Origin of the sequence: Pseudomonas sp. GD04019 (assembly GCF_029837695.1) — a bacterium.
In the GTDB taxonomy this organism is placed as follows: Bacteria; Pseudomonadota; Gammaproteobacteria; order Pseudomonadales; family Pseudomonadaceae; genus Aquipseudomonas.
This window is the reverse complement of the sequence record NZ_JAOEEA010000008.1, coordinates 114,483-138,699: the sequence shown is the minus strand read 5'-3', so window position 1 is coordinate 138,699 and position 24,217 is coordinate 114,483. Positions and strand designations below refer to the sequence as shown.

Below are 24,217 nucleotides of genomic sequence, written 5' to 3'. Positions count from 1 at the left end.
TCCCCACTTTGGTTCGCCTACTTCCCAAGGCATGTCGCCGAGTTGCCGTAGCGGCCCCGTAGGCACTTGCAGAATCATCATGGCTAGGCGCTTCGCCGCAGGCAGTAGACCGACTACGGCCAGGCGGAGCAACAACGCCGGGGTGGTTCTGCAAGTGCCTCCGAGTCTCTCGTCGTCAGTACTTGAGCCGGATGGATCGTTTCCAGCATGAGCGTTCGGGCGCGAACTTTAGGACCATGAGCCCCACAGATCAACCGAAAATTGCCGCGCTTTTGCACCCGGTTGTCGCCTGCCTGATTGACTGTTTTCGATCCTTAACAAAACGTCCGAAATGCTGCACAAAACCAGCGCCGGCGCGGCCGCGACGAAACGGAAACAGCCCTAGGCCTTTACCGGTATAATCGCCGCCTTTTTTGACACTCCGACGACCGAGTCGACAGGTTTTCCGCCATGAGCATCCAGGCCGCAGAAGTCGCCAAACGCCGCACGTTCGCGATCATTTCCCACCCCGACGCCGGTAAGACCACCATCACCGAGAAGCTGCTGCTGATGGGCAAGGCAATCGAGGTCGCAGGGACCGTGAAGTCGCGCAAATCCGACCGCCACGCCACCTCCGACTGGATGGAGATGGAGAAGCAGCGCGGTATCTCCATCACCACCTCGGTGATGCAGTTCCCCTACCGCTCGCACATGGTCAACCTGCTCGACACCCCCGGCCACGAAGACTTCTCGGAAGACACCTACCGCACCCTGACCGCAGTGGACAGCGCCCTGATGGTGCTCGACGGCGGTAAGGGCGTGGAGCCGCGCACCATCGCCCTGATGGAAGTCTGCCGCCTGCGGGATACTCCAATTGTGAGCTTTATCAACAAGCTCGACCGCGATATCCGCGACCCCATCGAGCTGCTCGACGAGATCGAGGCGGTGCTGAAGATCAAGGCCGCGCCCATCACCTGGCCGATCGGTTGCTACCGCGACTTCAAGGGCGTGTATCACCTGCGCGAAGACAAGATCATCGTCTACACGCCGGGCCACGGCCACGAGCGCACCGAGCAGAAGGTGATCGACAAGCTGGACTCGGACGAGGCCCGCGCCCACCTGGGCGACATGTACGAGCGCTTCGTTGACGAGCTGGAGCTGGTCCAGGGCGCCTGCCACGAGTTCGACCAGGACGCCTTCCTCAAGGGCGAGATGACCCCGGTGTTCTTCGGCACCGCGCTGGGCAACTTCGGCGTCGACCAGGTGCTCGACTGCATCGTCGACTGGGCGCCGAAGCCGCTGTCGCGCGCCGCCCACGAGCGCGTGGTCGAACCGGTGGAAGAGAAGTTCAGCGGCTTCGTGTTCAAGATCCAGGCGAACATGGACCCGAAACACCGCGACCGCATCGCCTTCATGCGCATCTGCTCGGGCAAGTACGAGAAGGGCATGAAGATGCGCCACGTGCGCATCAAGAAGGACCTGAAGATCGCCGACGCCCTGACCTTCTTCTCCAGCGAACGCGAACAGCTGGAAGAGGCCTACGCCGGCGACATCATCGGCCTGCACAACCACGGCACCATCCAGATCGGCGACACCTTCACCGAAGGCGAAGTGCTGGGCTTCACCGGCATCCCGCACTTCGCCCCGGAGCTGTTCCGCCGCGTGCGCCTGAAGGACCCGCTGAAATCCAAGCAGCTGCGCCAGGGCCTGCAGGAACTGGCCGAGGAAGGCGCCACCCAGGTGTTCTTCCCGGAGCGCAACAACGACATCATCCTCGGTGCCGTCGGCGTGCTGCAGTTCGATGTGGTCGCCAGCCGCCTGAAGGAGGAATACAAGGTCGAGTGCGCCTACGAGGCGATCACCGTCTGGTCGGCCCGCTGGATCGAGTGCAGCGACGAGAAGAAGCTCAAGGAGTTCAAGGACAAGGCCTTCGAGAACCTGGCCGTGGACGGCGGCGGGCACCTCACCTACCTAGCGCCGACCCGGGTCAACCTGAGCCTGATGGAAGAGCGATGGCCGGACATCCAGTTCCGCGCGACTCGCGAGCACCACTGATGTAGCCCCCTCTCCCTCCGGGAGAGGGTTGGGGTGAGGGGAAGCGGCGAGCAGCCTGCAGCATTCCCTCACCCCCGGCCCCTCTCCCAGAGGGAGAGGGGAGTCAGCTACGCACTCGCCTGCAGCAGCGCACGCACCTTGGCCGCCGAGAGCTTCTGCAGGCCGCATAGATAGCCGTGGTCGGCGCGGATATCGTGGCGCTGCCACAGCAACTCCTGCAGGTGCAGGGTCAGGTTGGCCGCCATCTCCGCATCGGCCAGCGCGCGGTGGGCCTGGCCGGTGCTGGGCAGGCCGACCCAGCGGTTGAGGTTGCCCAGGCTGTGGCTCGGCGCCTCCGGCAGCAGGCGCCGCGACAGCAGCAGCGAACAGGCGAAGTCGCGACCGCGGCGGCGCCCCACCAGGCCCAACTCGGCATCCCAAAACTTCGCGTCGAACGCCGCGTTGTGCGCCAGCAGCGGCGCATCGCCGATGAACTCGGCGGCCTCGGCCATCACCTCGGCTACCGGTGGCGCGCCGCGGACCATGGCGTTGCTGATGCCGGTGAGCTGTTCGATAAACGGCGGCACCCAGGCACCGGCATTCATCAGGCTCTGGTAGCGGGCGACAATGCGCCCGTCCTCGATCATGGCCACGCCGATCTCGGTCGGTCGCGCGCCCTGGGCCGGCGACATGCCGGTGGTTTCGAAGTCGATCACGGCGATGCGTTCTGGCATCGGTCTTCCTCAGCTCTTCAGCAGTTCAGCTTTTCAACAGCAGGGAGCCCTCGACCGGCACGAAGCGGTCGGCGGCGCGGATAAGCGAATGGGCGGTGAGCCCGGCCACGCCATACACGGTGCTGGCGACACCGCGGCGCTCACGCACCCGCTGCAGCAGCAGGTCAAAGTCACCATCGCCGGACGCCAGCACCACCTCGTCCACCCGCTCGGCAGCTTCCATCACATCCAGGGTGATACCCACGTCCCAGTCACCCTTGGCCGAGCCATCGCTGCGCTGGATATAGGGCTTGAGCAGCACCTCGAAGCCGAGGTTGCGCAGGATCTGCTGGAACTGGCGCTGCTTGGCGTCGCCACGGTCGATGGCATAGGCGCGCGCCTCGACGATCTCGCCCAGCGCCGCCACCTGGCGCCACAGTTCGGCGTAGTGGAAGTGGCAACCATGGGCCTGGCGCACGGTGTAATAGAGGTTCTGCACATCGGCGAACAGGGCGATTTTTTTCACGAGACAGGGCCGGACGAAAGGAGCGGCATTATGCGCTACTGGCCAGCATGTTCGTCGCCCCCGGCCATCGGCTAAAGTGACTGCATGAAGTGCTGCCGTGATGCCTGCCGATGAACCCGCTTACCGTTCTGCGTGACTCCTTCCAGTTCTTCAGCCGACACCTGGCCAGCATCGCGCCGCTGTGCCTGCCGCTGATCGCCGCCGAATGCCTGGTGCGCGCGCTGGTGTCCGGGTTTACCGACCCCGCCCATGCGCCGGCCTACGAGCTGCTGGTCGGGCTGTTCTTCTACCCGCTGTACAGCGCCGCGCTGATCCTCTTCCTCGACGCCCGCAGCCAGGGCCAGCGCCCGGCGGTGCGCAACCTGCTGGCCGCCGCCGTGCCGTTGTGGCCGGCGTTCGCCGTGCTGGCCGGGCTGAGCACCCTGCTGATCATGCTCAGTGGCGCGCTGCTGCTGCCGCTGGCGCTGTGGGTGATGGTCAAGCTGGCGTTCGCCGAGTACCTGCTGGTGCTGCGCGGGCTGTCGCCGTTGCAGGCCATGCGCGAGAGCTTCCTGCTCAGCATCGGCCACTTCTGGTCGCTGCTGGCCTGCGTGCTGCTGGTGATCGTGCCGCTGTGGTTGCTGGACGACTGGACCCTGCAGCTGCTCGGCGAGCAGCCGGACGCGGTCGGCAGCCTGCTGCTGGATGTGGTCAACGGCTTCCTCCAGCTGTTCTCCAGCGTGGTGCTGTTCCGCTGCTACATGCTGTGCAGCCAGCGCCCGACCGAAGACAGCCACAGTAGCTGACTCGGCCGACAGAAAACCCGCGAATCAGCTGCTAGGCTTGGGGCGTCCGACCTCCAGGGAAGAACCCCCCATGTCCGAGCAGAATCCCAGCATCCTGTCCCACGTCTCCATCGGCACCAATCAGTTCGACCAGGCCGTAGCCTTCTACGACAAGGTGCTGCACGCCCTCGGTTGCAAGCGCATCCTCGAACACCCCGGCGCCGTGGCCTGGGGCCGCGAGTACCCGGAGTTCTGGGTACAGACACCGATCGATGGCCAGCCGGCGAATGTCGGCAACGGCACCCACTTCGGTTTCGTCGCGCCGGACAAGCAGGCGGTGCACGCCTTCTACGAGGCGGCGCTGGAAGCCGGCGCCAGTCCCGACGGCCCGCCCGGCCCGCGCCCGCACTATGGCGAGCCCTACTACGGCTGCTTCGTCCGCGACCTGGATGGGCACAAGATCGAGGCCGCCTACTGGGACATGGAGATGGTCTACGAGCTGTACGTCGAGCCGCACAGCCACTGAGCGGCCTGGCGAACCAGGCAGCTCAGCGATAGCGCCGGGCCGCCCGCTCCATCCAGCCGTCCTGCAGCAGCTGCTGCAGCGTGCGGGCCAGCAGCTCGCGCTCCGCGGCGCCATGCCCAGTGCGCGACAGCCCTAGATACAGCCGAGTCTGCGCCGGCGGCTGATAGGCGAGCTTGACCAGCTGCCGCGCCAGCATCGGGTCGCGCAGCTGGAAATCCACCTGGCAGTCGGTGCCGATCATCAGTTCGACTCGCCCACGCAGCTGCATCTGCAGCAGCTGCTCCTCGTTCTTCACACCGATCTTGTTCAGCGCCGCATCCGAGTCGAACGGTTCGAAGTAGGCCGACTGCAGCACGTAGCCGATGCGCATCCCGCCCAGCTGGGCATAGTCGCCGAGGGCGGCACGCTCCGGGGCGCCGTACAGGCGCGGCGCACAGGCGTAGTAGGTGGGTTCCAGATAGTCGATGTACTGCTCGCGCTCGGGCGTGCGCGCCAGGCCGGTCATCAGGTCGGCCTGGCCGCGACGCATGTCCTCCAGCGCCCGCGCCCAGGGCTGCAGGCGCACCTCGAAGCGCAGGCCGGTACGTCGCTGCAGTTCGTCCAGCAGGTCGATATCCAGCCCTTCCAGCTGGCCGCCGGCCCCCTGCATGCGGAACGGCGGCCAGTAGTCGGTGACCACGCGCAAAGGCTCACGAGCCTGTTGCGCCGAGACGCAGCAGCTGAACAGCAACAGGACGAGCGCGCGCAGCATGATCTCAGCGCACCGACTGGAGCGAGATAGCGCACTCGAACTGCAAGGCGAATGGCTGGTACATGTGTTCTCCAATTTCTGCCTGGCATGGTAACTCAGCGTAGCGCCGCTTCGCTCAGCATAGCTCGTAAGCCAGCCAAGCCGTGGCCTCGCGGGCCACGCAGGCAGTTGTCGCGAGGCTCTGGACAAAGCCTGCGGCTGCCGCCATATTCGGGACCAGAACGACAACAAGACGGCCACGAGCCGCGCGGTAGACGATGCGCAGAACCTTCTTTGCTGCCCTGCTGGCATGGCTCTGCTGTGCAAGTGCCCTCGCGCAGAATGCGCCCGATCCGACGGTAACCGTCGGTTTTTACGAATTCCCCCCCTATTCCTGGACCGACGAAAGCGGCAAGCCGCGCGGCTCGATCCTCGCCCTGACCGAACGCCTGCTGCGCCATGCCGGCTACCGCGGCGAATACCGCTCGCTGCCCGGCGCGCGCCTGTACGCCGGCCTGCAGGATGGCAGCGTGCAGCTGTGGGCCGGCGCCGGCGGCAAGACCGAACTGGCCGGCCACACCTACGAGGCCCGGCACAGCATGGGCGACCTCAGCCTGGCGCTGTACCACCGCCAGGACACGCCGCCGCCGCAGATTCCCGAGGGGCTGCGCGGCAAGGGCATCATCGTCATCACCGGCTACAGCTACTGGAAACAGGTCAACGACCTGCTCGCCGATCCGGCGATGAGCATCAGCACCCACCGCACCAGCACCCATGCCTCGGCCCTGGAGATGCTGCTGCGCAGGCGCGGCGACTATCTGCTCGACTACCAGGCGCCGGTGGAGCAGACCCGCAAGGCCCTCGGCCTGTCGCCGCTGCCCTACACGGTGCTGCAGCACATCCAGCTGCGCCTGATCGCCTCGCGCCACGCCGCCGGCGGCCAGCAGCTGCTCGACCAGCTGGATCGTGCCTACGAGGAGCTGCAGGCGGCTGGCGAGAAACTGCAGGTCGACTAGGTACCGCGCGGCTTGGCCCGCGCCGTCGGCTCGGCCACCAGGGGGTCGTCCGGCCAGTAGTGCTTCGGGTACCTGCCCTTCAGGTCTTTCTTCACTTCCAGGTAGGTGTTGGCCCAGAAGCTGGCCAGGTCCTGGGTTACCTGCACCGGGCGCCGGGCCGGCGACAGCAGATGCAGCAGGACGATCTGCCGGCCACCGGCGATGCGCGGGGTGGTGGCCAGGCCGAACAGCTCCTGCAGGCGCACCGCCAGCACTGGCGGGCTCTCGGAATAATCGATGGCGATGCGCGAACCGGACGGCACTTGGAGGTGCTTCGGCGCCAGTTCGTCCAGGCGCTGCGGCAACGGCCAGGGCAGCAACCCCTGGAGGATGCTCGACAGGTCGAGATTGGCGAAATGGCTGAGCCGGCTTACCTTGCCCAGATACGGCAGCAGCCAGTCCTCCAGCGTCGCCAGCAACGCGGCGTCGCTCAGGTCCGGCCATTCGCTGGCGCCCTTCTGCTCCAGGTCGAGGCGACGCAGCAGCGCCACCCGCGCTTGCCACTGGCGCAGCTCGGGCGTCCACGCCAGCAGCTCCAAGCCCTTGCGCCGCACCAGGCCGAGCAGCGCGCGGCTGCGTGCGGCCTCGTCCAGGCTGGTCAGTGCCTCCCGGCTGAGCACCAGCTCGCCGACCCGGCGCTGGCGCTCGGCGCGCAGCACGCCCTCGCGCTCGTCCCACTCCAGTTCCTCGCGCACGCTCACCTGTTCGGCCAGCACCGAGTCGAACAGGGAAGGATCGAGATCGGCCGCTAGGTAGATGCGTTCCTCACGCTGCCCCTGGCGGCTGCCGAGATCGGCGATCACCAGCCACTCGTGCTTCATCAGCGCATCCGGCTCGCCGAACTGCGCGGCGCGGCCATTGGCCAGGCGGTAGTCGCCGCCACCGGCCTTGCGCTGGCGAGCGACCCGGTCCGGGTAGGCGAAGGCCAGCAGCGCACCGAGCCAGCGCGGATGTTCGGGATCGGCCACGGCTTCATCGGCCTTGCCGCGCAGATAGCCGCGGAACTGCCGGGCCAGTTGCCGCGCGCGCTGCACGCCGCCACGCGAACCACCGGCGGCACGCGACTCGCCGGCCAGCAGGCTCATGCGACTGTGCAAGTCGGCGCCACCGCCACGCAGGATATCGCGCTCGCCGAGCAGCGCCGCCAGGTCCGCCGCCAACGCACCGAGGCCCAGCGCCTGGCCACGCAGCAACAGGTGGGCAATGCGCGGATGCGCCGGCAGCTCGGCCATGGCCTGGCCATGACTGGTCAGCGCGCCGCGCTCATCCAGCGCGCCGAGCCGCTGCAGCAGGTCGCGGCCCTGGGCGAAGGCAGCGGCCGGCGGTAGATCGAGCCAGGCCAGCTCGGCAGGCTCGACGCCCCAGCGCGCCAGCTGCAGGGCCAGGCCGGCCAGGTCGGCCTGGAGAATTTCCGCCGCGCCATAGGCGGCCAGCTGCTCGTGCTGGGTCTGCGACCACAGCCGATAGCACACCCCCGGCTCCAGGCGCCCGGCACGGCCGGCGCGCTGGGTGGCCGAGGCGCGGGAGATGCGCTGGGTGTCCAGGCGGGTCATGCCGCTGGCCGGGTCGAAACGCGGCACCCGCGCCAGGCCGGCATCCACCACCACGCGCACGCCATCGATGGTCAGGCTGGTCTCGGCGATATTGGTGGCCAGCACCACCTTGCGCTTGCCGGCCGGTGCCGGCTCGATGGCGGCGCGCTGGGCGCTCAGCTCCAGCTCGCCGTGCAGCGGGCAGAGCAGCACCTCGGGGCGCTGGCCCAGGCTCTCCTGCAGCTGCTCGTTGACGCGGCGAATCTCCGCCTGGCCGGGAAGGAACACCAGCAAGCTACCGCTCTCATCGGCCAGCGCCTGCAGCACGGTCTGCGCGACGCGCTGCTCGATGCGTTCGCCCGGTTGCCAGGGCGCGCCCCAGCGCATCTCCACCGGGTGCATGCGCCCCTCGCTTGAGACTACCGGCGCAGCACCGAGCAGCGCCGACAATCGCTCGCCCTCCAGGGTCGCCGACATCAGCAGCACCTTGAGTGGCTCGTCGCGCAGCAGCTCGCGGCCGTTGAGGGTCAGCGCTAGGGCCAGGTCGGCATCCAGGCTGCGCTCATGGTATTCGTCGAAGATCACCAGGCCGACGCCTTCCAGCGCCGGATCGTCCTGCAGGCGGCGGGCGAGGATGCCCTCGGTGACCACCTCGATGCGGGTCCGCGGCCCGACCTTGCTGTCCAGGCGGATGCGGTAGCCGACCGTCTCGCCGACCTTCTCGCCCAGCTCGCTGGCCAGGCGCTCGGCCGCAGCCCGCGCGGCCAGGCGCCGGGGCTCGAGCATAAGGATGCTCTGCCCGGCCAGCCACGGCTCGTCGAGTAGGGCCAGCGGCACGCGGGTGGTCTTGCCGGCGCCGGGCGGCGCCTCCAGCACGGCCTCGTGGCGCTCGGCCAAGGCGGTGCGCAGCGCGGGCAATACGTCGTCGATGGGCAGGCGGTTCATGGGTTCTCCGAAACAGCCGGCGATTATAGGGGCTGTTCCCGCTGCATTGGCCAAGCGCATTGCGGCACGGCTCGCCAGATGCGGCGAATGAAGAGGAAACACCTGGTCGAACCGAAGCGCGGTGCGGGGCATCCAACTGCAATGGCGGCCTTGGTATAGTGCCGCACCATTTCCAGGAGGTGCCCATGCGCATGCATTCTCGCGTTATCGGCGGCGTTCTCGCCGCGACCCTGCTGACCCAGCTGGCCGCCTGCGGCACGCTGTTCTTCCCGGACCGCCGTGGCCAGATCGAGGGCCAGGTCGATCCGGTGGTGGCCGGCCTGAACGCCATCGGCATCCTGTTCTACGTGATCCCCGGGCTGATCGCCTTCGGCATCGACTTCGCCACCGGCGCCATCTACCTGCCCAACGACCAGTATTCGGTCGCCCCGGAGAAACTGCGCGAGGCCATCGGCGCGGACGGCAAGGTCGACCCGATCAAGCTCAAGGCCATCCTCCATCGCGAGATCGGCCGCGACCTGCCGCTGGACGACCCGCGCCTGATCCAGCACAACGGCAGCGTCGAGCAACTGGCCGCCTACGGCCTGCGCCCGGCCGCCTGATGCAAAGGGCGCCCGCCGCTCGGCTGCGGCGCCCCTCCCCCTCCTACACGTCAACATGACCATCGCGCCCCAGCACGCCCGCCTGCTGCGCCAGGCCACGGCCGCCGCCCTGGCCACCGCGCTGCTGTTGGCCGGCGCCAAGGCCGTGGCCTGGTGGTTGAGCGGCTCGGTCAGCCTGCTGGCCGGCCTGACCGACTCGCTGCTGGATGGCGCCGCCTCGTTGCTCAACCTGATCGCCGTGCACTATGCGCTGCGCCCGGCCGACGAGGATCATCGCTACGGCCACGGCAAGGCCGAGGCCCTGGCGGGCCTGGCCCAGGCGCTGTTCGTCGGCGCCAGCGCGGTGCTGGTGGCGCTGCAGGCCTGGGAGCGTCTGCAGCACCCGGAGCCGCTCGCCGCCCAGGCGCTGGGTATCGCGGTGATGCTGCTGTCGCTGGGGTTGACCTGCGCCCTGCTGCTGTTCCAGCGTCATGTGGTGCGCGTCACCGGCTCCACGGCGATCCAAGCCGACGCCCTGCACTACCGCTCCGACCTGCTGCTCAATGCCGGCATCCTGCTCGCCCTGGTGCTGGCGGCGCTGGGTTGGCATCGGCTGGACCCGCTGTTCGGCCTGGGCATTGCCGCCTACATCCTGTGGAGTGCGATCAGCATCGTGCGCGAGGCGGTGGCGGTGCTGATGGATGAGGAGCTGGCGCCCGACGTCAGCGAGCGCATGCACGCCCTGGCCTGCGCCGTGCCCGGCGTGCTCGGCGCCCATGACCTGCGCACGCGCATCTCCGGCACCCGCTGGTTCGTCCAGCTGCACCTGGAGCTGCCGGGCGAACTCAGCCTAAGGGAGGCGCACCGCCTCTGCGTGTTGGTGGAGCAGGCGATCCGCGCCGAGTTTCCCCGCGCCGAGGTGCTGGTGCATGCCGACCCGAGCGAAGTCGTCGCCCGCTGACGGCCGGGGAATCAGCGGCGTCAGGCCGAGCAACAGAAGCAGGCAGATATCGGTGATCACTAGGGTCTTGCGCATCGGCATGGCGTCCGGAACGAGTGGACGCCAGTCTCCCCGATCGCCACCCGGGACGGGGTAAAGCCTGGGTAAAGAGCGTGGGGAAAGCGGTAAAGAATCGACTAGAGCAATTGCTCTAATTTCTCTAGACTGCCGGCACAACAACAAGACGAGGTGCCGCATGACCCTTTCTCCCTCCGCCATCGCTCTGCTCGGCCTGGTCGCCTGGCCGCTGCTGCTGATGTTCCTGATCATCAACCAGCGCGGCCTGTTCGTGCTCGGCGGCAGGATGAAGGTCAACGCCTTCGCCCCGGACGGCAGCAACACGCCCAGCGCGTTCGGCCAGCGCCTGGTACGGGCCCACGCCAACAGCCTGGAAAACCTGCCGCTGCAGGCCGCCGCGCTGCTCTACGCGATGCACGCCGGGCAGACCACGATCACCGACCCGCTGGCCTGCGTGCTACTCGGCGCGCGCCTGTTCCAGTCGCTGATGCACCTGATCAGCACCAGCCCGTTGTTCGTCTGGCTGCGCTTCGCCGGCCTGTTGACCCAGATGCTGATCCTCGCCTGGTGGCTGCTGCAGCTGGCCGGCCTGGTCTGAGCCCGCACACAGCTGCTCGCGCAGGATCGGCGCGAGCAGCTGCTCCCACGCCCGGTAACCCCCGGCGTTGAGGTGCAGGCCGTCGCCGCGATAGCTGCGCCCATCGAGGACGGCCTGCACATCCAGATACTGCCAGCCCTGCTCCCGCGCCCAGGCGCGCAGCTGCTCGTTCAAGCGGGCGACCTGCTGGTTGAGCGCCTGGTGATGCTCATGCAGCGGCGTTACCCGCAGGGTGGACTGCAGCACCGGCGTCACGCCCTGCGCCTGCAGGCGCAACAGAATTTCCCGGTAATTGGCCAGCAGGCGCTCGTAGCTCACGCCATGGCGCAGGTCGTTGATGCCGATCAGCAGCAGCGCCCGCTCGGCACCGGCGGCCTCCACCAGATGCAGGTGACGCAGCAGATCGCCACTCTGCGCGCCGGATACCGCCAGGTTCAGCGGCGCCTTACAGCCGCTGCCGGCGCTCCAGGTGTGGCCGGCGCTGATCGAGTCGCCCAGCAATACCAGCGGCGCCCTACGGGTGGATTTGCCCAGAGTGACGAACGCCGCCTCCACCCGCTCCTCGCGGGTAGTTGCCGCAGGCGGGCGCTCGCCGGCCCGCAGCGCCAGCCAACAGGCGCATAGCAGAGCGAAGGCCCAGAGCAGCAGGCCGGCACGGCGGCGCAGGTCATCACTAAGGTGCATGGGCCGATCTTGCCGCAAGCGCAAAGAAAAGGGGGAGGCCTCTCGGCCTCCCCCTAGAACTACTTGTCCGGCACTGGCAATCGTGTCGCCGCTTTCCTCGCCCGCCTGGTTGAGCGGTGCGGACCCGGGGGCCTGCACGATCCGGTAGGACCGCCGGCGCCGCGGCACCTGATTGGGCGTCGCGGGTGGACATAACGTCCGGGCCATGAAACTGAGGAAAAGCTTAACCAGCGCAACACGCCAAAGGATTGCGAATATTGCTCACCAATACGCCACTTGCGCAATAATCACTCACTGAGAGATTATTCAGCGCAATCCGAATACAAAGAAGCCGCACAATGAACAAACTGGACCGCTACGATCTGCGCATCCTCGCCGAACTGCAGCGCGACGCACGCATCTCCAACCAGGAGCTGGCCGAACGCATCGGCCTGTCGCCCTCGCCCTGTTCGCGGCGGGTCAAGCAGCTGGAGGACGATGGTTATATCGCCCGCCAGGTGGCGCTGCTCGACCGCAAGAAGCTCGGCCTGTCGCTGACCGCCTTCGTGCTGATCGGCATGGACCGCCATACCCCGGAGCGCTTCGAACACTTCCAGTCGGTGATCCGCCAGTGTCCCGAGGTGCTGGAGTGCAGCCTGGTGACCGGGATGGACGCCGACTACCAGCTCAAGGTGGTGGTGCCGGACATGGACCACTACCAGAAATTCCTACTCGGCCAGCTGACCCGCATCGAGGGCGTGACCAGCGTGCGCTCCAGCTTCGTACTCAACCAGGTGCTGTCCAGCACCGAACTGCCGCTGGAACACCTGCGCGGCTGAACGCCGCAGGGCCGACTGGCGTCTACTGCAGGTAGCGAGGGCGCGCGTATAATCGCCGCCCCGTCGAAGTCCCAGTCATACCCGCGAGGCCGCCATGGAAACCGAACAGTTCGAAGCCCTGATGATGTACGTCCTGGTGGGCGGGCTGATGGTGTTCATGTTCTTCATCATCTGGGACCTGGCGAAGAAGTCCAAGGCCGGCCGCCTCGGCACCGCCATCCTGTTCCTAGGCCTGGGCCTGTGCCTGTTCGCCTTCCTGGCCAAGCCGCTGATCACCTACCTCATCGAGGTGGGCCGCGGTATCCACGGCTGAGGCCCGCGACGAACCTCCGTGGGAGCGGCCTTGGCCGCGATGGCTTTTTCGGCTTCCTTATCGCGGCCAAGGCCGCTCCCACATGAAAGGGCTCCTACAGCCGCGGCGGCAAGTCTTTCCACTCGCCCGGCTGCAGCCCTTCCAGGCTCCACGGGCCGATGCGCACCCGCACCAGACGCAGGGTCGGCAGCCCGACGGCGGCGGTCATGCGCCGCACCTGGCGATTGCGGCCCTCGCGAATCACCAGTTCCAGCCAGGCGGTCGGCACGCTCTTGCGGAAACGCACCGGCGGGTTGCGCTCCCACAGCTGCGGCTCTTCCAGGCGCCGCGCCTCGGCCGGCAGGGTCGGCCCGTCGTTGAGCTGCACGCCCTCGCGCAGTTGGCGCAATTGCTCCTCGCTCGGCTCGCCCTCCACCTGCACCCAGTAAGTCTTGGCCAGCTTGTGCTTGGGGTCGGCGATGCGCGCCTGCAGGCGGCCGTCGTTGGTCAGCAACAACAGGCCTTCGCTGTCGCGATCCAGGCGCCCGGCCGGATAGACGCCGGGCACGGCGACGAAATCCTTGAGGGTGGCGCGACCCTGTTCGTCGTTGAACTGGGTAAGCACATCGAACGGCTTGTTCAGCACGATCAGCCGCGGCTCGGCCGGCGGCGCCTTGGCCACCCGCCGTGCGGGAGCGGGACCGGGGCGACGTGGAGCGGGAGAACGGGGCGGGCGCGACATGCGGGTTCCGGTGCGGTTGCAGAGCGCGCAGTGTAACCGAGCATCATCAGGATCGCTGATGATGGTCCAATCGGCCGCTCGTCGGGCTAAGCTGCTGCCATCGAATCGACTGCAGAGGATGCCGCCATGAGCAACGAACTCGCCACCTTCACCGGCTGGGCCGCCACCGCGCCGGGTGCGCCGCTGGAGCGCCACAGCTACGACCCGGGCCCGCTGGGCGCCGAGGAAGTCGAAGTGGCGGTGGAGTACTGCGGCATCTGCCACTCCGACCAGTCGATGATCGACAACGAGTGGGGCAACGCCCGCTACCCCTTTATCCCCGGCCACGAAGTGGTCGGTACCGTGGTACGCGTCGGTGACCAGGTGCGCGGCCTCAAGCTCGGCCAGCGCGTCGGCATCGGCTGGTACAAGGGCAGCTGCATGCACTGCGGCTCGTGCATGGAAGGCTCGCACCAGCTGTGCCGCACGGTGAAGCCGACCATCGTCGGCAGCCACGGCGGCTTCGCCGATCGCCTGCGCTCGCACTGGGCCTGGGCTGTGCCGCTGCCGGAAGGCCTCGACCCGGCCCTGGTCGGCCCGCTGTTCTGCGCCGGCTCCACCGTATTCAGCCCGCTGCTGGACTTCGACGTGAAGCCCACCGACCGCGTCGGCGTGGTCGGCATCGGCGGCCTCGGCCACCTGGCCCTGGGCTTCCTCAATGCCTGGGGCTGCGACGTCACTGCCTTCACCTCGTCGCTGAGCAAGCAGGACGAGGCCAAGCGCCTGGGCGCGCACAAGGTGGTGGCCTCCACCGACAGCGCCGCGATGAAGGCGATCGCCGGCACCCTCGACTTCCTGCTGGTCACTGCCAGCGCCGACTTGGACTGGAACGCCCTGCTCGCCACCCTGCGCGGCAAGGGCCGGCTGCACTTCGTCGGCATCGTGCCGAGCGCCATCCCGGTGCATGTGTTCAGCCTGATCCCGCAGCAGAAGAGCCTGTCCGGCTCGCCGGTGGGTTCGCCGAAGACCATGGCGACCATGCTCGAATTCTGCGCCCGCCATCAGATCCTGCCGCAGGTCGAGCACTTCCCCATGAGCCAGGTGAACGCCGCGCTCGACCACCTGCGTGCCGGCAAGGCCCGCTACCGGGTGGTGCTGGATGCGAGTAAATGACCGACCTGTTTCATTGGCGGCGTAACGCCGCGTGGCACCTAGGCGCGGTGGACGGCACTGATCGCCCGCGCCTGCTGGAAGTGTGGGAGGCGGCGGTGCGCGCCACCCACCACTTTCTCGCCGAGGAGGACATCCAGTTCTACCGGCGCATGCTCGGCGAGCGGTATTTCGACCTGGTGCGCCTGACCTGCCTGCGCGACGAGCAGGGCCGCGTGCAGGGCTTTGCCGGCACCGCCGAGGACCGCCTGGAAATGCTCTTCGTCGACCCGGCCGCCCATGGCCGGGGCTTCGGCAAGGCGCTGCTGCACCACTCCATCGACCGCGACGGCGTGCGCCTGGTCGACGTCAACGAGCAGAACCCCGGCGCCGTGGCCTTCTACCTCAGCCAGGGCTTCGAGCAGATCGGCCGTTCGCCCCTGGATGGCGCCGACAAGCCCTTCCCCCTGCTGCACCTGCAGCTGCGCGAAAGCGTCTGACCCGCCGCCCCCGTTGGCTGCACTCGCCGCAGGCATTACACCACGCAGTGTTGTAGCCCGGATGCAATCCGGGGACGGTCGCCTGCTTCCCGGATTACATCCGGGCTACGCCGAGCACTACGCAGGGCGGATGACTCCGGCGCGCTCACGCCATTCGATCAACGGAACGGCGGTTCGTCGAAGCTGCGCAGCTTGCGCGAGTGCAGCGAGTCGAGCTGGCAGCGCAGCAGGTCGAGGGCGGCGATGCCGATCGACAGGTGCTGGCTGACCGCGCGCTGGTAGAAGCCGGTGGCCGAGCCGGGCAGCTTGATCTCGCTGTGCAGCGGCTTGTCCGATACGCACAGCAATGTGCCGTAGGGCACCCGCAGGCGATAGCCCTGGGCGGCGATGGTGCCACTCTCCATGTCCACCGCCACCGCGCGAGCCAGGTTGATCAGCGGCCGCTCGTGGGCCCAGTGCAGCTCCCAGTTGCGGTCGTCGTAGGTCAGCACGGTGCCGGTGCGCAGGCGCTTCTTCAGGGTTTCACCCTTCTCTCCGGTCACAGTTGCGGCCGCCTCCTGCAGGGCCTGCTGCACCTCGGCCAGGGCCGGAATCGGGATATGCGGCGGCAGCACCCGGTCGAGGATGCCGTCGCGGCGCATATAGGCGTGGGCCAGCACGTAGTCGCCGATGGTCTGCGACTGCCGCAGGCCGCCGCAGTGGCCGATCATCAGCCAGCAGTGCGGACGCAGCACGGCCAGGTGGTCGGTGATGTTCTTGGCGTTGGACGGGCCGACACCGATGTTGACCAGGGTGATGCCATGGCCGTCGTTGGCGATCAGGTGGTAGGCCGGCATCTGGTAGCGGTGCCAGACCACCGCGTCGGCCACGGCCTGGGCGTCCTCCTCGGAGGTGCCGCGCTCGATGATCACGTTGCCCGGCAGCACCATGCGCTGGAAGCGCGGGTTGTCGCGCAGCTGCTCCAGGCCGTGACGGATGAACTGGTCGACATAGCGGTGGTAGTTGGTCAGCAGGATCCACGGCTGCACATGACGCCAGTCGCTGCCGGTGTAGTGCTGGATGCGCTTGAGCGAGAAGTCGGTGCGCGCGGCGTCGAACAGCGCCAGCGGCAGGTCGCTGCTGTCGCCCCAGCCATACAGGCCGTCGGCCACCGAGTCGGTGGCGGCGGACAGATCGGTGCTGGGGAACACTCGCGCCAGTTCGGCGGCGCTGACGCCGCTGCCGGCCAGCTCGTCGCCCTGCTCGACCACATAGGGATAGGGGATGTTCTGCTGGCTGAAACCCACCTCGACGGTGACCGAGAAGTCCTCCATCAGCGGCCGCAGCTGGTCCAGCAGATAGCCGCGGAAGGCTTCCGGCTGGGTCACAGTGGCGCGGTAGGTGCCCGGCACCTGGACCTTGGCATAGGCGCGCACGGTGCTCGGCACCTCGCCCTGGCACAGGTAGGTCAGGCGCAGTTCCGGGTAGCGGAACTGCGCGCGCTCGGCCTGGCTCGGCACGCTGCGTTCCTTGAGGTAGTTCTTCAGCGCCTGGCTCAGCCCGCCGGTGGCCTGGCGATGCAGGTCGGCGAGGCGGTCGACGGCCTCCTCGGCGGTGGCGGCGACGACGAAATCGGTATGCGGCATGGCAGTCACGGGACAGCTTCCTGGCTGGGATCACGGCCCTATCTTGCGCCTTGCGACGGTCGCCTCGCCAGCGCCGGTTGCTCGGCGATGGGAGCTGAGGCAAGGCCACCGAGAACCATCTAGGCTCTCCTCATCCACCCCGAGGAGAGCCACGGTGCGCGCCCTGTCGATCTGCTTTCTGCTCGTCTTGCTCGGCAACCCGGCCCTGGCTGCCGAACTGGACGGCCTGTACCAGGCCAGCGTCGACAACCAGCCGACCGAGCTGGTCCTGCGCAGCCAGGGCCAGCAGGTGGAGGGCGAATACCGGGAGGGAACGCATCTGCGCCTCAAGGTCAGCGGCAGCTTCGACGGCCAGGCATTGCAGGCGCAGATCAGCGACCCGACTTCCGGCCAGGCGCTGGCCAACATGAACGGCAACTACGCCAACGGCATGCTTGCCACCAGCCTGGCCGCCCGCGACCCGCGCAGCGGCGAGACGCTGGTGCGCGAAGCCATGTTCCAGCGCGTGGGACCGGCGCCCGCACCGCCCGATCCGAACCAGGACGCCGCCTTGGTCGGCACCTGGATCTACGAGCAGATGACCAACAGCGAGGGCCTGGAATTCGCCTCGATGACCACCGTCACCACCCTGCGCATCCGCGCCGACGGCAGCATCGACCAGTGGCGCCGCAGCGTGGCCGGCGGCAGCGAGTGGAGCTACGACCGCCCCGGCGAGCTGCAGTACAGCGGGCGCTGGCGCAGCGACAAGGGCCTGCTGCTGGTACAGCTGAAAGGCGCCAGCGACTACCAGCCGGCAGCGCGCTACCACTTCAGCACGCCCTACCTGGTGACCGAGAGCAACACCGGCAAGATGATCTGGCAGCGCCGCTGAGTCCCATCTGCGCAAGCCGTCAGCATCGGCCGGCGGCGTAGCCCGGATGCAATCCGGGGCTGGAGCGGCCTGATTCCCGGATTACATCCGGGCTACCGACTCATGCAGACAGCGGGGATCGTCAAGCTCAGACCAGATGCGGCGTGCTGCGCGCCACCAGCGCCTCGGCATCCACGCCACGCGGCAGGGTGCCGTAGACGCGGCCGCCGTCGGCCAGGCGGCTGCCGATAAAGGCATCGCTCACCGTGGCGTTGCCGGCCTCCAGCAGCAGCTTGGCCTGCAGGGCCACGGCCACGTCTTCGGTCAGCTGGCGGGCGCGGTACTGGATATCGGCGGTGTCGCGGAAGTCCGCCTGCAGCTGCTGGATATGCGCCTTCAGGCGCGCATCGCCGTGGCCATCGCCCAGCTCGGCGAACAGCGCGTCGAGCACGCCGGCCTCCTTGGACAGGGCGCGCAGCACGTCCAGGCACTGCACGTTGCCCGAGCCCTCCCAGATCGAGTTGACCGGCGCCTCACGGTACAGGCGCGGCAGGATGGTCTCCTCGACGTAGCCGGCGCCGCCCATGCACTCCTGCGCCTCATTGATCATTGCGGGGGCGCGTTTGCAGATCCAGTACTTGCCGATGGCGGTGACCAGGCGGGCGAACTTTTCCTCCTGCTCGTCGTGCGGATTGTCCAGGGCCTTGCCCATGCGCAGGGTCAGGGCCAGGGCGGCCTCGCTCTCCAGCGCCAGGTCGGCCAGCACGTTCTGCATCAGCGGCTGCTCGGCCAGCACGCGGCCGCCGACCTTGCGGTGCGCGCAGTGATGCGCGGCCTGGGTCAGGGCCTGACGCATCAGGCTGCTGGAGCCGATCATGCAGTCGAAGCGGGTCAGCGAGACCATCTCGATGATGGTCGGCACGCCACGGCCTTCCTCGCCGACCATCCAGGCCAGGGCGCCACGGTACTCCACCTCGCTGGAGGCGTTGGCCCAGTTGCCCAGCTTGTTCTTCAGGCGCTGGATGTAGAACTGGTTGCGCGTGCCGTCCGGGCGATGGCGCGGCAGCAGGAAGCAGCTCAGGCCCTTGTCGGTGTGGGCCAGGGTGAGGAAGGCGTCGCACATCGGCGCCGAGCAGAACCACTTGTGGCCGACCAGCTCGTAGGCCTCGCCGGGGCCACCCAGGCCCACCGGGTAGGCGCGGGTGGTGTTGGCGCGCACGTCGGTGCCGCCCTGCTTCTCGGTCATGGCCATGCCGATGGTCACGCCGGCCTTCTGCTCGATGCCGACGTTGCGCGGGTCGTACTCGGTGGCGAGGATCTTCGGCACCCAGATCTCGGCCAGGTTGGGCTGCAGCCGCAGCGCCGGCACGGCGGCGTAGGTCATGGTCAGCGGGCAGGCGTTACCCGCCTCGGCCTGGTTGTGCAGGTAGTTGAGCGCGGCGCGGGCCACCTGGGCGCCCTCGCGCGGGTCGGTCCAGGGCAGCGAGGGAATGCCGTGCTCGATGGCCGTGCGCATCAGCTCGTGGTAGGCCGGGTGGAATTCCACCAGGTCGACACGGTTGCCGTAGCGATCATGGCTCTTGAACACCGGCTTGTTCTCGTTGGCCAGGAAGCCGGCCTGCATCAGCGCACCGCCGGCCAGCGCGCCATAACTGTTGAGGCGGTCTTCGGCCCAGCCGCCGCCGAAGCGCCGGGTCCATTCCTGCAGCGGCAGGTCGAGGCGGTACAGGTTGGCGCCATCCAGCGACGGCACCTGGTTGAACACTTCGTGGGTTTCGGCGAATTGCTGCAGGGACATATCAGGACTCCGAAGCGCCGACGGCGCGCAGGCAGAAGGTGACCAGGGTTTGGCTGACGGTGGCCAGGTCCGCCGCCGGCAGACCGGCGTCGCGGGCCGCGCGGGCCGGGGGAGAAAGCGGGCCGACCAGGGCCTCGGCGATGGCGCCGACCAGGCAGGCCGCGATCAGGTTGACCTGCGCCACGCGGAACTCGCCGCTGCGCACGCCCTCTTCGAGCAGGTCGACGAACAGCTCGGCGTAGGCCTCGCGGAACAGCAGGCGCTGCTCGTCCACTTCCGGCTCCACCGGCTCGGCGATCAGGGCGAAAGCCAGCTGCCGGCTGTGCCAGGCGCGCGCGGCGAACTGCTCCAGGCCGGCGGCCAGGCGCTGGGTGGCGCTACCGGGGCCGCGCAGGATCTCGGCCAGGGCGTCCACCTCGATGCGGCAGGCATCGCTGAACACTTCCGCCGCCAACTCGCCCTTGCCGCTGAAATGGCGGTACAGGCTGCCGGTGGCGATGCCAACGTCTTCGGCCAGGGCCTGCATGGTCAGGTTGGCGAAGCCACCCTCGGCGACCCGGCCATGGGCGCAGACGAGGATGCGTTCGCGTAGCTCCTGGGCACGGTCGATACGGGCGGCGGTGGTGCGATAGGCCATGAGCTGAATCCGGATTCATGAATTCAGATCAGTGAATCACGATTCACTTCTTGATGAAAACGACGATTCGGCCAAAATGCGGCCGGATCGTTGCTTCGTGGGAAAGACTCAGGTCGGCGCGCGGCACAGCACCCAGTCGTGCAGCAGGGCCTGCAGCTCGAGGAACTTCACCGGCTTGGCCATGTAGTCGCTCATGCCGGCAGCCAGGCAGCGCTCGCGGTCGCCGCTGTGGCTGTGGGCGGTGATTGCCAGCACCGGGGTCTCGGCGCAGCCGGGCAGGTTGCGCAGCGCGCGGCAGGTGGCGAAGCCGTCCATCACCGGCATCTGGCAGTCCAGCAACACCGCGTCGATTGACTCGCTGCGCAGCACTTCCAGGGCCTCCACGCCGTTGTCGGCGGTGCGCACCCGGTAGCCGAGCTTGAGCAGCATGCCGCGGGTCACCAGTTGGTTGATCGCGTTGTCCTCGACGATCAGCACCGTGCACTGCTCGGCTCGGCGCTGCGGTTGGCCGCCGCCGACCCGGCGTGGAGCGGGGGCGACGTCCTGGCGCTGCGCCGGCAGGTCGAGCTGCAGGGCGATGGCGAAGGCGCTGCCACGACCCGGCTGCGACTGGTGCTGCAGGCTGCCGCCAAGCAGTTCGACCAGCTGGCGGCAGATCGCCAGGCCGATGCCCAGGCCACCGTACTGGCGGGTCATGGAGCCGTCCAGCTGATGGAAGCGCTGGTACAGGTTGCCGTCCTGCGGGGTGACGAAGCCGATGCCGGTATCCAGCACCTCCAGGCGCAGCGGCATGCTGCCGGCCAGTGGTCCGGCGGCGCCGATGCGCAGTGTCACCTGGCCCTGGTGGGTGAACTTGACCGCGTTGTCCAGCAGGTAGCCCAGGGCCTGGGCCAGCTTGGCGGCATCGCCTTCCAGGGTATCGGGCAGGCTGTCCTCCAGTTCGACGACGAACTGCAGCCCCTTCTCCGCCGCCTTGCCGCCGTACTGGGCACGCAGGCCGTCGACCAGGCCGCGCAGGCTGAACGGCTGGCGCCGCGGGTAGAGCTTGCCGGCCTGCAGCTCGGTGAGGGCGAGGATGTCGTTGACCATGCGCATCATGTCGCGCGCCGAGCTGGCGGCGGTGCGCTGGTACTGCTCCAGCTCGACGTCGAGCTTGACCGTCTGCATCAGCTCCAGGGAGCCGATCACCCCGTTCATCGGCGTGCGCAGTTCGTGGGTGACGGTGGCGAGGAACTCGTCCTTCAGGCGGTTGTTGTCGGCCAGCTCGCGGTTGAGCACTTCCAGCTCGCGCCCGGCCTCCTGCAGGATGCGCGCGCGCTCCTCCTTCATCGCGTTGATGCGGTCGGCCAGCGCCAGGGACAGCAGGCCCACCTCCAGCGCCGAGCCGAACTGGCTGGCGTACATGGTGAAGAAGGTATAGGGCAGGTAGCCCAACACCATCAGGGTGTTGATCACCCCGCCGGCGAGGAAGGCCGACCAGGCGATGATGAAGTAACGCGCCACCCGCATGCCGCGCAGCCAGGCCAGCACCCCGGCGCTGAAGATCACCACGGTGAAGGCCAGGGCCAGCAGGGTGGCCAGGCGCAGGGCGCTGGCGTAGCTGGTGGTCAGCGCCAGCACCATCACCAGAGCGCCCACGCCCATCAGCAGGCGCAGCAGGCGATCGACCCAGGGGCTGTGGTCGGCGGTATGCAGGAAGCTGCGGGCGAACTGGCAACCGAACAGCGCCGCCGAACCGATCAGGAACGGCGTGGAAGCGTTGGCCCACCAGGGATCGTTCGGCCAGAAATACTGGATGCCGGCACCGTTGACCGACACCTGGTACAGGCCGAACGAGGCGATGTAGAGAATGTAGTAGAGGTAGCTGGTGTCGCGGACGGCGAGGAAGATGAACAGGTTGTAGATCAGCATCACCAACAGCACGCCGTAGATCAGGCCGAAGGTGTAGATGCGCGCCGGCTGCGCCTCGATGAAGGCGTCCGGCGCCCACAGGCCCAGCGGCATCTGCATCGAGCCCTGGCTCTGCGCACGCAGGTAGATGCGCTGGGACTGGCCCGGCGTCAGTTCGAGGTCGAACAGGTAGTTGTTCTGTTTGATCTGCCGACTGGAGAAAGGCAGCGAGTCGCCGGTACGCGCGGCCAGGCGATAGCCGCCCTCGCCATCGGGCAGGTACAGCTCCAAGTGGTCGAGCGGCGGGTAGGCCAGCTCCAGCAGCCAGTTCTTCGGCTTGCGGGACTGGGCAGGGTTGTACAGCAGGTCGACCCGCAGCCAGAACACCGAGCGTGAGTAGCCGGCGTTGAGCACCGGTTTGCCGTTGTCGCGGAAGCTGGCGTCCAGGGCGGCGGAGCTGACCTGCTCGATGCTGGCGTCGCCGCGCACGTCCTCGAATACCTGCATCTTCGAGCCGAGCGTCAGGTAGCGGGCGTGCTCGTCGAACTCGACGGCCTGCGCCAGCCAGGACCAGCCCAACAGAAGAAGTAAAACCCAGTAACGCATGCCGCCCCGCATGAACTCGTGCACAGCCGTCCCGGAGCCCTCTCTCCGTTGCGGACGGCGCACAGAATCCTTCTGATTTATATGGGGCGAAACTTTATCACAGGGCCCTGGGTAAAAATTCGTCGCCCCGGACAAGATGTCGCGCCCCGGCGATTGGGCCTCCCGCCGCCAGGTGGTAAGCTCGCCGGCCATGAACAGACACAACTCCCGCCCCGTCGTCCTCTGCTTGTCCGGCCACGATCCATCTGGTGGTGCCGGCCTGCAGGCGGACATCGAAGCCCTGCTCGCCCAGGGTTGCCACGCCGCTCCGGCGGTCACCGCGCTGACCGTACAGGACACGGTTAACGTCAGCGACTTCCGCGTACTCGACCGCGACTGGGTATTGGCCCAGGCCCGCGCCATCATCGCCGACCTGCCGGTGGCCGCCGTCAAGCTGGGCATGCTCGGCTCGGTGGAAATGGTCGACACTGTGGTCGAGATCATGCAGCTGCTGCCCGGCGTACCGCTGGTGTGCGATCCGGTGCTGCGTGCCGGCGGCGGCGGCTCGCTGGGCAAGGACGACGTCGGCTACGCCATGCGCGAACGCCTGCTGCCGATCGCCGCGGCGGCCACGCCGAATCTGCCGGAGGCGCGCATCCTCGCCGAACTGCCCGAGGGCACGGCGGACGAATGCGCCGCGAAGCTCTCACCCTTCTGCCAGAACCTGCTGATTACCGGCGGCCACGGCGACGAAGCCGAGGTACACAACCGCCTCTACGTGCGCGGCGGCGATCGCCACACCTTTACCTGCGCCCGCCTGCCGGGCAGCTACCACGGCTCCGGCTGCACCCTGGCCAGCACCCTGGCCGGCCGTCTGGCCCTGGGCGAGGAAGTGGTCAGCGCCGTGCGCAGCGCCCTGGATTACACCTGGCGCACCCTGCGCGACGCCGAGCAGCCCGGCCGCGGCCAGTTCGTGCCGCGCCGCCTGCCGCTGGACTTCTCGTTGTGAAGGAGCGGTTGCGCGGCCTCTACGCCATCACCGACAGCCAGCTGCTGGCCGACGGCCGCCTGCTGCCGTACGTGGAGGCGGCGCTAAAAGGCGGTGCGCGCCTGCTGCAGTACCGCGACAAGTCCAACGACGCAGCGCGCCGCCTGCGCGAAGCCGAGGCCCTGGCCGAGCTGTGTGCGCGCCACGGTGCCAGCCTGATCATCAACGACGACGCCGAGCTGGCGGCCCGCCTCGGTGTGGGCCTGCACCTGGGCCAGGGCGACGGCTCGCTGTCCGCCGCCCGCGCCCTGCTCGGCGCCAAGGCGATCATCGGTGGCACCTGCCACGCCAGCCTGGAACTGGCCGAGCAGGCCGTCCGCGAAGGTGCCAGCTACCTCGCCTTCGGCCGCTTCTTCACTTCGCAGACCAAGCCCGGCGCGCCGAGCGCCACGCCAGAACTACTGGAGCAGGCCCGCGCGCGCTTCAGCCTGCCGATCACCGCCATCGGCGGCGTCAGTCTGGACAACGGCGCCGAGCTGATCGCCCGGGGTGCCGACCTGCTGGCGGTGGTCCACGCCCTGTTCTCCGCGCCCTCCGCCGCCGAGGTGGAGGCCCGCGCCCGCGCCTTCAGCGCGCTGTTCGCCAAATCCTGATTTAGAGCCCGTTGATCTTAAAGAGA

General features: G+C 68.1%; 23 protein-coding genes and 1 pseudogene. 14 read left to right on the top strand and 10 right to left on the bottom strand.

From position 1 onward, the window contains the following. Window positions 1–450: 450 nt before the first annotated feature. Window positions 451–2,034, top strand: a complete 1,584-nt coding sequence (locus N7607_RS14130; protein ID WP_279866257.1) for a peptide chain release factor 3 — start codon at window positions 451–453, stop codon at window positions 2,032–2,034. Window positions 2,035–2,141: 107 nt separating this feature from the next. Here the strand turns inward: N7607_RS14130 and N7607_RS14125 are convergent, their stop codons facing one another. Together N7607_RS14125 and N7607_RS14120 are read right to left on the bottom strand one after the other, a co-directional pair. Beyond that, on the bottom strand, window positions 2,142–2,747 hold the full coding sequence (locus N7607_RS14125; RefSeq protein ID WP_279866258.1) for a 3'-5' exonuclease: 606 nt from the start codon (window positions 2,745–2,747) through the stop codon (window positions 2,142–2,144). 25 nt (window positions 2,748–2,772) lie between these two features. Further along, the gene (locus N7607_RS14120; protein WP_279866259.1) at window positions 2,773–3,252 is read right to left on the bottom strand and encodes an NYN domain-containing protein; all 480 of its coding nucleotides are present in this window, start codon (window positions 3,250–3,252) and stop codon (window positions 2,773–2,775) included. 110 nt (window positions 3,253–3,362) lie between these two features. Between N7607_RS14120 and N7607_RS14115 the strand changes: the two genes are divergently transcribed. Continuing rightward, entirely contained in the window at window positions 3,363–4,037 is a 675-nt protein-coding gene (locus N7607_RS14115) for a hypothetical protein (RefSeq protein WP_279866260.1), read from the top strand. A gap of 70 nt (window positions 4,038–4,107) precedes the next feature. Next, window positions 4,108–4,542, top strand: coding sequence for a VOC family protein (locus N7607_RS14110; protein WP_279866261.1), 435 nt, complete (start codon window positions 4,108–4,110; stop codon window positions 4,540–4,542). A 22-nt stretch (window positions 4,543–4,564) separates the two neighbouring features. On the opposite strand, the gene N7607_RS14105 is transcribed toward N7607_RS14110, so the two are convergent. Beyond that, a complete protein-coding gene (locus N7607_RS14105) occupies window positions 4,565–5,293 on the bottom strand; it encodes a transporter substrate-binding domain-containing protein (RefSeq protein WP_279866262.1) in 729 nt (242 codons plus the stop codon). A 257-nt stretch (window positions 5,294–5,550) separates the two neighbouring features. Here N7607_RS14105 and N7607_RS14100 point away from each other — a divergent pair, with 257 nt between their 5' ends. Beyond that, on the top strand, window positions 5,551–6,288 hold the full coding sequence (locus N7607_RS14100) for a transporter substrate-binding domain-containing protein (RefSeq protein ID WP_279866263.1): 738 nt from the start codon (window positions 5,551–5,553) through the stop codon (window positions 6,286–6,288). Here N7607_RS14100 and hrpB read toward each other — a convergent pair. Then, the gene (gene hrpB, locus N7607_RS14095) at window positions 6,285–8,804 is read right to left on the bottom strand and encodes an ATP-dependent helicase HrpB (protein WP_279866264.1); all 2,520 of its coding nucleotides are present in this window, start codon (window positions 8,802–8,804) and stop codon (window positions 6,285–6,287) included. The genes N7607_RS14100 and hrpB overlap by 4 nt on opposite strands. A 185-nt stretch (window positions 8,805–8,989) precedes the next feature. Here hrpB and N7607_RS14090 point away from each other — a divergent pair, with 185 nt between their 5' ends. The 3 genes from N7607_RS14090 (at window position 8,990) to N7607_RS14080 (ending at window position 11,001) form a co-directional block, all read left to right on the top strand. After that, the gene (locus tag N7607_RS14090) at window positions 8,990–9,406 is read left to right on the top strand and encodes a polyribonucleotide nucleotidyltransferase (RefSeq protein WP_279866265.1); all 417 of its coding nucleotides are present in this window, start codon (window positions 8,990–8,992) and stop codon (window positions 9,404–9,406) included. A gap of 55 nt (window positions 9,407–9,461) precedes the next feature. Beyond that, on the top strand, window positions 9,462–10,346 hold the full coding sequence (locus tag N7607_RS14085) for a cation diffusion facilitator family transporter (RefSeq protein WP_279866266.1): 885 nt from the start codon (window positions 9,462–9,464) through the stop codon (window positions 10,344–10,346). Window positions 10,347–10,581: 235 nt separating this feature from the next. Then, window positions 10,582–11,001, top strand: coding sequence for an MAPEG family protein (locus tag N7607_RS14080; protein ID WP_279866267.1), 420 nt, complete (start codon window positions 10,582–10,584; stop codon window positions 10,999–11,001). A 57-nt stretch (window positions 11,002–11,058) separates the two neighbouring features. Here the strand turns inward: N7607_RS14080 and N7607_RS14075 are convergent. Continuing rightward, a pseudogene (locus tag N7607_RS14075) lies at window positions 11,059–11,685 on the bottom strand (GDSL-type esterase/lipase family protein); the annotation flags it as partial. Between the two features lie 338 nt (window positions 11,686–12,023). Here N7607_RS14075 and N7607_RS14070 point away from each other — a divergent pair. Both N7607_RS14070 and N7607_RS14065 read left to right on the top strand, forming a co-directional pair. Then, window positions 12,024–12,503 carry an Lrp/AsnC family transcriptional regulator gene (locus N7607_RS14070; protein ID WP_043308345.1) on the top strand — a complete coding sequence of 160 codons (480 nt, stop codon included), beginning with the start codon at window positions 12,024–12,026 and terminating at the stop codon, window positions 12,501–12,503. A 94-nt stretch (window positions 12,504–12,597) separates the two neighbouring features. Next, complete coding sequence (locus tag N7607_RS14065) at window positions 12,598–12,816, top strand: DUF2788 domain-containing protein (protein WP_279866268.1); 219 nt, start codon at window positions 12,598–12,600, stop codon at window positions 12,814–12,816. Between the two features lie 94 nt (window positions 12,817–12,910). On the opposite strand, the gene N7607_RS14060 is transcribed toward N7607_RS14065, so the two are convergent. After that, window positions 12,911–13,477, bottom strand: coding sequence for a pseudouridine synthase (locus N7607_RS14060; protein WP_279866309.1), 567 nt, complete (start codon window positions 13,475–13,477; stop codon window positions 12,911–12,913). A gap of 186 nt (window positions 13,478–13,663) precedes the next feature. Between N7607_RS14060 and N7607_RS14055 the strand changes: the two genes are divergently transcribed. Next, window positions 13,664–14,689, top strand: a complete 1,026-nt coding sequence (locus N7607_RS14055) for an NAD(P)-dependent alcohol dehydrogenase (protein WP_137975014.1) — start codon at window positions 13,664–13,666, stop codon at window positions 14,687–14,689. After that, the gene (locus N7607_RS14050; RefSeq protein ID WP_279866269.1) at window positions 14,686–15,165 is read left to right on the top strand and encodes a GNAT family N-acetyltransferase; all 480 of its coding nucleotides are present in this window, start codon (window positions 14,686–14,688) and stop codon (window positions 15,163–15,165) included. The genes N7607_RS14055 and N7607_RS14050 overlap by 4 nt, the downstream gene beginning before the upstream one ends. A gap of 158 nt (window positions 15,166–15,323) precedes the next feature. On the opposite strand, the gene amn is transcribed toward N7607_RS14050, so the two are convergent. Next, window positions 15,324–16,790, bottom strand: coding sequence for an AMP nucleosidase (amn, locus tag N7607_RS14045; RefSeq protein ID WP_279866310.1), 1,467 nt, complete (start codon window positions 16,788–16,790; stop codon window positions 15,324–15,326). Between the two features lie 154 nt (window positions 16,791–16,944). On the opposite strand from amn, the gene N7607_RS14040 reads away from it, so the two are divergent. Next, complete coding sequence (locus N7607_RS14040; protein ID WP_279866270.1) at window positions 16,945–17,661, top strand: hypothetical protein; 717 nt, start codon at window positions 16,945–16,947, stop codon at window positions 17,659–17,661. 127 nt (window positions 17,662–17,788) lie between these two features. On the opposite strand, the gene N7607_RS14035 is transcribed toward N7607_RS14040, so the two are convergent. From N7607_RS14035 to N7607_RS14025, 3 genes are all read right to left on the bottom strand, one after another. Beyond that, window positions 17,789–19,438 carry an acyl-CoA dehydrogenase family protein gene (locus tag N7607_RS14035; RefSeq protein WP_279866271.1) on the bottom strand — a complete coding sequence of 550 codons (1,650 nt, stop codon included), beginning with the start codon at window positions 19,436–19,438 and terminating at the stop codon, window positions 17,789–17,791. A gap of 1 nt (window position 19,439) precedes the next feature. Beyond that, window positions 19,440–20,075 carry a TetR/AcrR family transcriptional regulator gene (locus N7607_RS14030; protein ID WP_279866272.1) on the bottom strand — a complete coding sequence of 212 codons (636 nt, stop codon included), beginning with the start codon at window positions 20,073–20,075 and terminating at the stop codon, window positions 19,440–19,442. 108 nt (window positions 20,076–20,183) lie between these two features. Continuing rightward, complete coding sequence (locus N7607_RS14025; RefSeq protein ID WP_279866273.1) at window positions 20,184–22,571, bottom strand: hybrid sensor histidine kinase/response regulator; 2,388 nt, start codon at window positions 22,569–22,571, stop codon at window positions 20,184–20,186. Between the two features lie 190 nt (window positions 22,572–22,761). Here N7607_RS14025 and N7607_RS14020 point away from each other — a divergent pair, with 190 nt between their 5' ends. After that, entirely contained in the window at window positions 22,762–23,559 is a 798-nt protein-coding gene (locus tag N7607_RS14020; protein WP_279866274.1) for a hydroxymethylpyrimidine/phosphomethylpyrimidine kinase, read from the top strand. Continuing rightward, entirely contained in the window at window positions 23,556–24,191 is a 636-nt protein-coding gene (gene thiE / locus N7607_RS14015) for a thiamine phosphate synthase (protein WP_279866275.1), read from the top strand. Before N7607_RS14020 ends, thiE begins: the two co-directional genes overlap by 4 nt. The last annotated feature ends 26 nt before the right edge of the window (window positions 24,192–24,217 follow it).